The organism is Nonomuraea sp. B208 (assembly GCF_057536035.1).
In genome coordinates this window covers 381,136-388,540 of sequence record NZ_BAAJOU010000033.1, presented here as the reverse complement: position 1 = coordinate 388,540, position 7,405 = coordinate 381,136, and the positions used below count along the sequence as shown (strand labels likewise).

The 7,405-nt window shown below is 71.4% G+C and carries 7 protein-coding genes; all 7 read right to left on the bottom strand.

The annotated features are described in order from the left end of the window. A partial coding sequence (locus AC27IY_RS47195) for a chromosome segregation SMC family protein (protein WP_487181915.1) occupies nt 1–1,491 on the bottom strand: 1,491 nt, incomplete at its 3' end. Nucleotides 1,492–1,637: 146 nt separating this feature from the next. Beyond that, the gene (locus AC27IY_RS47190) at nt 1,638–1,832 is read right to left on the bottom strand and encodes a hypothetical protein (protein ID WP_090938435.1); all 195 of its coding nucleotides are present in this window, start codon (nt 1,830–1,832) and stop codon (nt 1,638–1,640) included. 191 nt (nt 1,833–2,023) lie between these two features. Continuing rightward, entirely contained in the window at nt 2,024–2,311 is a 288-nt protein-coding gene (locus AC27IY_RS47185; RefSeq protein ID WP_487181909.1) for an acylphosphatase, read from the bottom strand. A gap of 14 nt (nt 2,312–2,325) precedes the next feature. After that, nucleotides 2,326–3,243: a LysR family transcriptional regulator gene (locus tag AC27IY_RS47180; RefSeq protein WP_371251565.1), complete on the bottom strand. Its 918-nt coding sequence runs from the start codon at nt 3,241–3,243 to the stop codon at nt 2,326–2,328. A gap of 85 nt (nt 3,244–3,328) precedes the next feature. After that, nucleotides 3,329–5,578: an alpha-xylosidase gene (gene yicI, locus AC27IY_RS47175; RefSeq protein ID WP_487181908.1), complete on the bottom strand. Its 2,250-nt coding sequence runs from the start codon at nt 5,576–5,578 to the stop codon at nt 3,329–3,331. 7 nt (nt 5,579–5,585) lie between these two features. Beyond that, nucleotides 5,586–6,476 carry a carbohydrate ABC transporter permease gene (locus tag AC27IY_RS47170; protein WP_487181907.1) on the bottom strand — a complete coding sequence of 297 codons (891 nt, stop codon included), beginning with the start codon at nt 6,474–6,476 and terminating at the stop codon, nt 5,586–5,588. Beyond that, on the bottom strand, nt 6,473–7,399 hold the full coding sequence (locus AC27IY_RS47165) for a carbohydrate ABC transporter permease (RefSeq protein ID WP_344206500.1): 927 nt from the start codon (nt 7,397–7,399) through the stop codon (nt 6,473–6,475). The genes AC27IY_RS47170 and AC27IY_RS47165 overlap by 4 nt, the downstream gene beginning before the upstream one ends. Between the last annotated feature and the right edge of the window lie 6 nt (nt 7,400–7,405).

Here is a 7,405-nt window from a genome sequence, read left to right as displayed (position 1 = left end):
GGAGCGCGCGGTGGCGACCGCCGCACGGGCGGCCTGCAACCCGGAACGCGGCCCGTCGAGCGCGGCCTTGGCCTCCTCGGCCGCCGCCCTGGCCGCGTCGGCGACCGCTCGGGCCTCCTCGACCAGGGCCTGCGCCGTGGCCAGCTCCTCGGCCAGCGCGGGATCGACCGCGGGCTCCTCCAGCCGCTGGGTCTCCAGGTCCTCGCCGGCCTGCCTGGCGCGCTCGGCGGCCTCGGCCACGGCCTGCTGGAGCCGGCCGATCTCCTCCTCGGCGGCGCGGGCCCTGCTGCGTACGGAGTCGACCTGACCGCGCAGCTTGGCCAGGCCCTCGCGGCGGTCGGCGGCGGCCCTGGCGGCCAGCGCGAGCCGCCGCTCCTCGGCGCTCAGCTCGGCCTCGTGCCCGGCCCGCGCCTCGACGGCCTCCTCCAGCAGCTCGCGTGCCTGCTCCAGCTCGGCCCGCAGCACGAGCTCGCGCTCGCGCGCCTCGGCCGCCTCGCGTTCGAGGTCTTCCGGGTCGCGGCCGCGCCGCTCGATGGAGGCGGCGTCGAGCGCGTGGCGGTGCCGTTCGGCGGCGAGCTGCTCCAGGCCGGTGGTGCGCTCGCGGAGCGAGGACAGCCGGAAGTAGGTCTCCTGGGCGGCGGCCAGCCGGGGCTGGGCCTCGGCCTCGGCGGCCTCCAGCGCGGCCTCGCGCTGCTGGGCCTCGGACAGCTCGGCCTCGACCTGGGCCCGCCTGGCCATGATCGCGGCCTCGTCGGCGGCCTCGCGCTCCAGGGTGGCGCGCAGCGTGCCGACGTCGTCGGCGAGCAGCCGCAGCCGGGCGTCGCGCAGGTCGGCCTGGATGACGGCGGCCTTGCGGGCGATCTCGGCCTGCCTGCCGAGCGGCTTGAGCTGGCGGCGCAGCTCGGTCGCGAGGTCCTGGACGCGGGTCAGGTTGGCCTGCATGGCGTCCAGCTTGCGCAGCGCCTTCTCCTTGCGCTTGCGGTGCTTGAGCACGCCGGCGGCCTCTTCGATGAAGGCCCTGCGGTCCTCGGGACCCGCGTGCAGCACGGCGTCGAGCTGGCCCTGGCCGACGATGACGTGCATCTCGCGGCCGATGCCCGAGTCGGACAGCAGCTCCTGGATGTCGAGCAGGCGGCAGGTGTCGCCGTTGATCGCGTATTCGCTCTGCCCGGACCGGAACATCAGCCGGCTGATGGTGACCTCGGTGTAGTCGATCGGCAGCGCGCCGTCGGTGTTGTCGATGGTCAGCGTGACCTCGGCGCGGCCGAGCGGCGGCCGGGAGGAGGTGCCGGCGAAGATGACGTCCTCCATCTTGCCGCCGCGCAGCGACTTGGCGCTGTGCTCGCCCATGACCCAGGCGAGGGCGTCCACCACGTTGGACTTGCCCGAGCCGTTGGGGCCGACCACGCAGGTGATGCCCGGCTCGAAGCGCAGGGCGGTGGCGGAGGCGAAGGACTTGAATCCGCGCAGGGTGAGGGTCTTCAGGTACAAAAGCACGACCCCCTTCTCCCTGACCCGGACCTTCGGAAAAGCCTACTGGTCCTGGCCACCCGGCGCAGGCTGCACCGGGTGGGACAAGGGCAAATAGCAAGGGACGCCTCGTCGAGACGTCCCTGGGTCTTGCGCTCCGATCACTCTCAGGTGAGTGCCGGCTCGCGCTCTTGCATGCGGCTGAGCGCCTCGTCGCGGGTTTGCGCCGCAAGAGCGTCGTTCGTGGCCTGAAGTCGGATGAGTTCTGCCTCCAGGTCACGGATGCGCTGCTGCAGGCGGCGCATCTCCGAGACCATACGAGGGTCAGGACCGCCGACGTGGCCGAGTAGAGCCTTCGCCATGGTAAAGGGTCCTCCACGCTGAGTGACCAGACTGGTTCGCGCACTTCTTATTCCGCGGGAGGGGTGCGCGTGGTACCTAACAAGAGTCGCACCGGCAGTGTGGGCGGTCAAGTCGAACAAACCGCTGCGCCCTACTGATGGGCACTCCCGACATACAACTATACCCTATTTGGGCGGTTAGACAAAAGCGGCTACCTCTCTACAAAACCGCCCAAACTACCTCGGGGTTCGCTCCAACGTTCCACTACTCCATCGACCCTGCCCGGCGTGTCGCAACCTCTGAGCAGCTCCAGCAGCTTGACGCAGCTCGCGCGAGGGCCCTCCGCAACGACCTCGACCCGGCCGTCGTCGGTGTTGCGCGCCCATCCGATGAGGCCCAGCTCCAGTGCTCTGGCACGGGTCCACCAACGGAAGCCGACACCCTGCACCCTCCCCCGGACCCAAGCCGTCAACCTGGCGTTTTCCTGATTTTCCGTCATCTTTCCCCTCCCCCTCAGGCCGTTCTCAGGCGGTCCGAGCGCCCTTCCCCGAGGGACGCCCAATCGTCAGCCGCCGTCACGAACGCCCTGACCGCGGCGCTCTCCGCCGTCCTCACCCAGGCCAGTCCCAAGATCGACGGCATCAGCCCGCTGACCGGGACGAAGCTTACGTCGGCCCGCTCGGCGACCTCCGCGGTGGGGGCGCACAAAAGCATTCCTCCCCGCCCCAGGGCCACCTGTGTCAAGCCCTCCTGAAGGGTGGCTACCGCGCCGGCCCGGGGTATCGGACGACCGGAAGGCGTCACGGAGGGTGCCGTCCGCTCGCTCCACCAGCGCGGCGCCGGCCCCGCCAGGCCGAGCAGCGGCACCCCGGCCAGCTCCTCCGCCGTGACGGCCGCCCGCGCCGCCAGCGGGTGGCCAGCGGGGAGCCCGAGCCGATAGGGGACCCTGTTGAGCGCCGGCCCCGTGGCGAGGTCGGGCTCGTCCACCGGCAGCAGGGTGAAGACGACGTCCACCTCGCCGGAGCGCAGCCGGGTGAAGGGGTCGGCGAGCGGGATCTCCACCAGCTCGGCCGCGCTGCCGGGATTGCGGCGCTCGAAAGCCCGTACGCTGCCCGTCACGACCTCCGTGGGCGTCGCGAGGAAGCCGACCCGCAGCACTTCCGTCACCGCCCGCGCGGCGGCCCTGGCGCGGCCCACGGCGCCCGTCACGCCCTCGTAGGCGGGCCTCAGGTCGGCCAGGAAGCGCTCGCCGAGCGGCGTCAGGCGCACCCGCCGGCTCGTCCGCTCGACCAGCCGGCCGCCGATCCTGGTCTCCAGCGCGCGCAGGAGCTGGCTGACCCGGGCGGGTGACAGGTAGAGGCGTTCGGCCGTACGGGCGAAGTGCAACTCCTCGCTGAGCGCCAGGAAGCACTCCAGCTCCCTGAAATCCATGTCCGCCTCCCGTGGATCACCGAGCCTGACTGAACCAAGCCTCCGGACTTCGCCGTTGTTCCCGATCCGCCGGCCGGCTCGCTGATCAGGCCATCTCGTACGACCATCCGAAGGCGAGGTCCGAGGACACGGAGACCTCGTCGCCGGAGCGGGTGACCGTGAAGCGGGCCGGCAGGCCGGTCGCCTGGTCGGTGACGGTGATCGTCTTCTCGCCGTCCGGTCCCGGGTAGACGCGCAGCGTGAGCCCGTCCAGGTAGTCGTAGTCCGGCCGGTCGTCGCGCGCGCCGACCGGCAGCACGGCGCCCTCGCGCACGTAGATCGGCATCGAGGTGAAGCCGTGCCGCTCGGTGCGCCAGCGCCCGCCCTCGGCCCGCTCGCCCGTCAGGTAGTTCGTCCACGTGCCTTCTGGCAGGTAGAACTCCACCGTGCCGTCCGCCGTGAAGACCGGCGCGACCAGCAGGTCGGGGCCCAGCATGTACTGGGTGTCGAGGTGGGCGGCGTTGCGGTCGCCGGGGAACTCCATCGCCATCGGCCGCATCACCGGCGTCCCGCTCTCGTGCGCCCGCAGGCCCGCCTGGTACAGGTACGGCATCAGGCGCAGCTTGAGCTTGGTGAACAACCGCGTGACCGTCACGGCCTCCTCGTCGAACGCCCACGGCACCCGGTACGACGACGAGCCGTGCAGCCGCGAGTGCGACGACAACAGCCCGAAGGCCACCCACCGCTTGAACACGCCCGGGTCCGGGGTGCCCTCGAAGCCGCCGATGTCGTGGCTCCAGAAGGAGAACCCGGAGAACGCGAGCGACAGGCCGCCGCGCAGGGTCTCCGCCATCGACTCGTACGTCGAGCCCGTGTCGCCGCCCCAGTGCACCGGCATCCGCTGCCCGCCGGCGGTCGCCGACCGGGCGAACACCACGGCCTCGCCCCGCCCGCGCCGCTCCTCCAGCACCTCGAACACGGCCTGGTTGTACAGGTGCGTGTAGAGGTTGTGCAGGCGCTCGGGGTCGCCGCCGTCGAAGTAGGCGACGTCGAGCGGCACGCGCTCGCCGAAGTCGGTCTTGAACGCGTCCACGCCCTGGTCCAGCAGCGCGCGCAGCTTCGACTGGAACCACGCGGTGGCATCGGGGTTGGTGAAGTCGACCAGCCCCATGCCGGCCTGCCAGAGGTCCCACTGCCAGACCGTGCCGTCCGGCCGCCTGAGCAGGAAGCCGCGCGCGGCCGCCTCGGCGAACAGCGGCGAGCGCTGCGCGATGTAGGGGTTGATCCACACGCAGACGCGCAGGCCCTTCGCGCGCAGCCGGGCCAGCATGCCCTCGGGGTCGGGGAAGACGCGCGGGTCCCACTCGAAGTCGCACCAGTTGAACTCGCGCATCCAGAAGCAGTCGAAGTGGAACACCGACAGCGGCAGGTCGCGTTCGGCCATGCCGTCGATGAACGACGTCACGGTCCGCTCGTCGTAGTCGGTGGTGAACGAGGTGGACAGCCACAGGCCGTAGGACCAGGCGGGCAGCCGCGCGGGGCGGCCGGTCAGCGCCGTGTACCGTTCCAGGATCTGCTTCGGCTCGGGCCCGTAGATCACCAGGTACTCCAGGCTCTCGTCCTCGACCGAGAACTGCACCCGCTGCACGGCCTCCGACCCCACCTCGAACGAGACGTGCCCGGGATGGTTGACGAGCACCCCGTAGCCCCGGTTGGTCAGGTAGAACGGCACGTTCTTGTACGCCTGCTCGGAGGACGTGCCGCCGTCGGCGTTCCAGATCTCGACCGTCTGGCCGTTCTTGGCCAGCGGGCCGAAGCGCTCGCCCAGCCCGTAGACCACCTCGCCCACGCCGAGCGAGAGCTGCTGCGCGAGGTACGCGGCCGGGCCCGTCCTGGGCTTGCCGACCGGTCCGGGGTCGGTCTGCGCGTCGGCGGCGAGCCGGAAGTAGCCGACCGACTTGTGGCCGCTGGAGGTCAGCGTCCGGCCGCCGGCGTGGAAGCTCAGCTCCCACGGCGCTCCCGGCGCCATGGTCGCGGCGAGCGCGCCGCTGGTCAGCGTCGCGCCGCCGCCGGCCGCGGTCTTGACCACGCCGTGCCCGTCCTCGGCGCCGGGCAGGTCGAAGCCGCGACCGACGCGCGCGTGGTGCTCCACGCGGACGCGGATCACGTTCTCCAGGGGCGACGACAGCCGCAGCGTGAGGACCGGCCGGTTGAGCGTGTCGCCGCGGCGGCCGATCACGGTGGTGGGCGCGGTGACGGTCAGCTCGCCCTCGGCGGCGTCGAGGTCGTACGCCTCGGCCGCGTACAGCGCGGTCACGCCGGGCCGGAGCTGCCAGAGCCCGTCGGTGAACTTCACTGCGGAGTCATCCCTTCAGTCCGCCGGCCAGCAGGTCGGCACGCCAGAAACGCTGCAGCACCAGGACGAGCGCGATGAGCGGGATCACCGACACGGCCGAGCCCATGATGACCAGCGGGTAGAGGTCGCTGTCGCCCGCGCCCTTCGACAGGAACGTGTACAGGCCCAGGGTGATCGGATACTTCTCCTGGTCGGAGAGCATGATGAAGGGCAGCAGGAAGTTGTTCCAGATGCCGACGAACTGCAGCAGGAACACCGTGACCAGCCCCTGCACCATCATCGGCAGCACGATCGTGACGAAGATGCGCAGCTCGCCCGCGCCGTCCAGGCGGGCCGCCTCCAGCGTGCTCTCCGGGATCGCGGCGGTGGCGAAGACCCGGCACAGGAAGATGCCGAACGGGTTGATGATCACCGGCAGCAGCACCGACCAGTGCGTCCCGGCCAGGCCGACGCTCGCCAGCAGCAGGTACTGCGGGACGGCCAGCACGATGCCGGGCACCAGCACGCCGGCCAGGATCACCGAGAACAGCACCTCGCGCCCGCGGAAGCGGAACTTGGCCAGCGCGTACCCGGCCATGGCCGACACCAGCGTGGACAGCACCGCGCCGAGCCCGGCGTACAGCAGCGAGTTGAGCCCCCACCGCCAGAACTGGCCGTCGCCGTACGCGCTGAGGCTCGCCAGGTTGTCCAGCAGGCCGCTGCCCGGCGCGAAGGAGAAGGTGGTGAACAGCTCGCGCGGCGTCTTCGACGCGGCCAGCACCACCCACGCCACCGGCGTCAGGCAGTACAGCGCGCCGAGCAGCAGCACGACCAGCGGCAGCCGCGGCCGCCGCCCGGCGCGCGGCCGGCGGCGCACCTGGCGGAACTGGCGGTCGCCGGTGCGCGTGACGGCGGTCATGCGTTGTCCCCGAACGTGCGGCGCTGGAAGAAACGCAGCAGGAGCAGCGACAGGGCGAGGATGCCGACCGCCAGCACGACGGAGGCGGCGGCCGCCCCGCCCAGGTTGTCGTTCACGAATGCCTCTTGGTAGATCTTCATCAGCGGCACCCAGGTGAAGCTGATGGTGGTGGTCATCGGCCGCAGCGTGGCCGGCTCGCTGTAGAGCTGCAGGGTGCCGATCACGGAGAACAGCCCGGTCAGCACCAGCGCGGGCGCGACCAGCGGGATCTTGATGCGCCAGGCGATCTGCAGCTCGCTCGCGCCGTCGATGCGGGCGGCCTCGTACACGCTGGTCGGGATCGCGCGCAGCGACGTGAAGATGATGATCATGTTGAAGCCGACGCCCGACCACAGCGCGATGTTGGCCAGCGAGAAGTACAGCGCGGGGAAGGAGAAGAAGTCCAGCGGCCCCGCGTTCAGCTCGCGGGCCACGTAGCTGATCGGGCTGGTGCTCGGCAGGTACAGAAAGCCCCACAGCAGGCTGGCGATCACGCCGGGCACCGCGTACGGCAGGAAGATCGCGGTGCGGGAGAAGCCGCGCGCCCGCACCCGCGGGGTGTCGAGCAGCAGCGCGAACAGCAGCGCCAGGCCGAGCACGCTGGGGATGGCGATGACGCCGTAGAGCAGCACCCGGCCGAGCCCGGCGACGTACTCCGGGTCGGTCAGCGCGGCCGTGTAGTTGTCGAGGCCGACGAAGGTCTGCGTCCGCCGCCCGAACGCGCCGCCGCCCTCGATGCGGAAGCCGCGGAAGCTCAGGTAGACGGCGTAGCCGATCGGGATGATCAGGAACAGGGCGAAGAACACGATCGCGGGCGTGGCGAACAGCCACGGGGTGGCGGCGGCGCGCAGGCGCGGCCGCCGTCCTGCGGATGCAGCGGGCATGAGGAC

Bases quoted from the DNA above. Each gene is read 5' to 3' on its own strand.
- AC27IY_RS47190 (WP_090938435.1), bottom strand. From the start codon at position 1,832: ATGGCGAAGGCTCTACTCGGCCACGTCGGCGGTCCTGACCCTCGTATG.
- AC27IY_RS47165 (WP_344206500.1), bottom strand. From the start codon at position 7,399: ATGCCCGCTGCATCCGCAGGACGGCGGCCGCGCCTGCGCGCCGCCGCC.
- AC27IY_RS47180 (WP_371251565.1), bottom strand. From the start codon at position 3,243: ATGGATTTCAGGGAGCTGGAGTGCTTCCTGGCGCTCAGCGAGGAGTTG.
- AC27IY_RS47170 (WP_487181907.1), bottom strand. From the start codon at position 6,476: ATGACCGCCGTCACGCGCACCGGCGACCGCCAGTTCCGCCAGGTGCGC.
- AC27IY_RS47185 (WP_487181909.1), bottom strand. From the start codon at position 2,311: ATGACGGAAAATCAGGAAAACGCCAGGTTGACGGCTTGGGTCCGGGGG.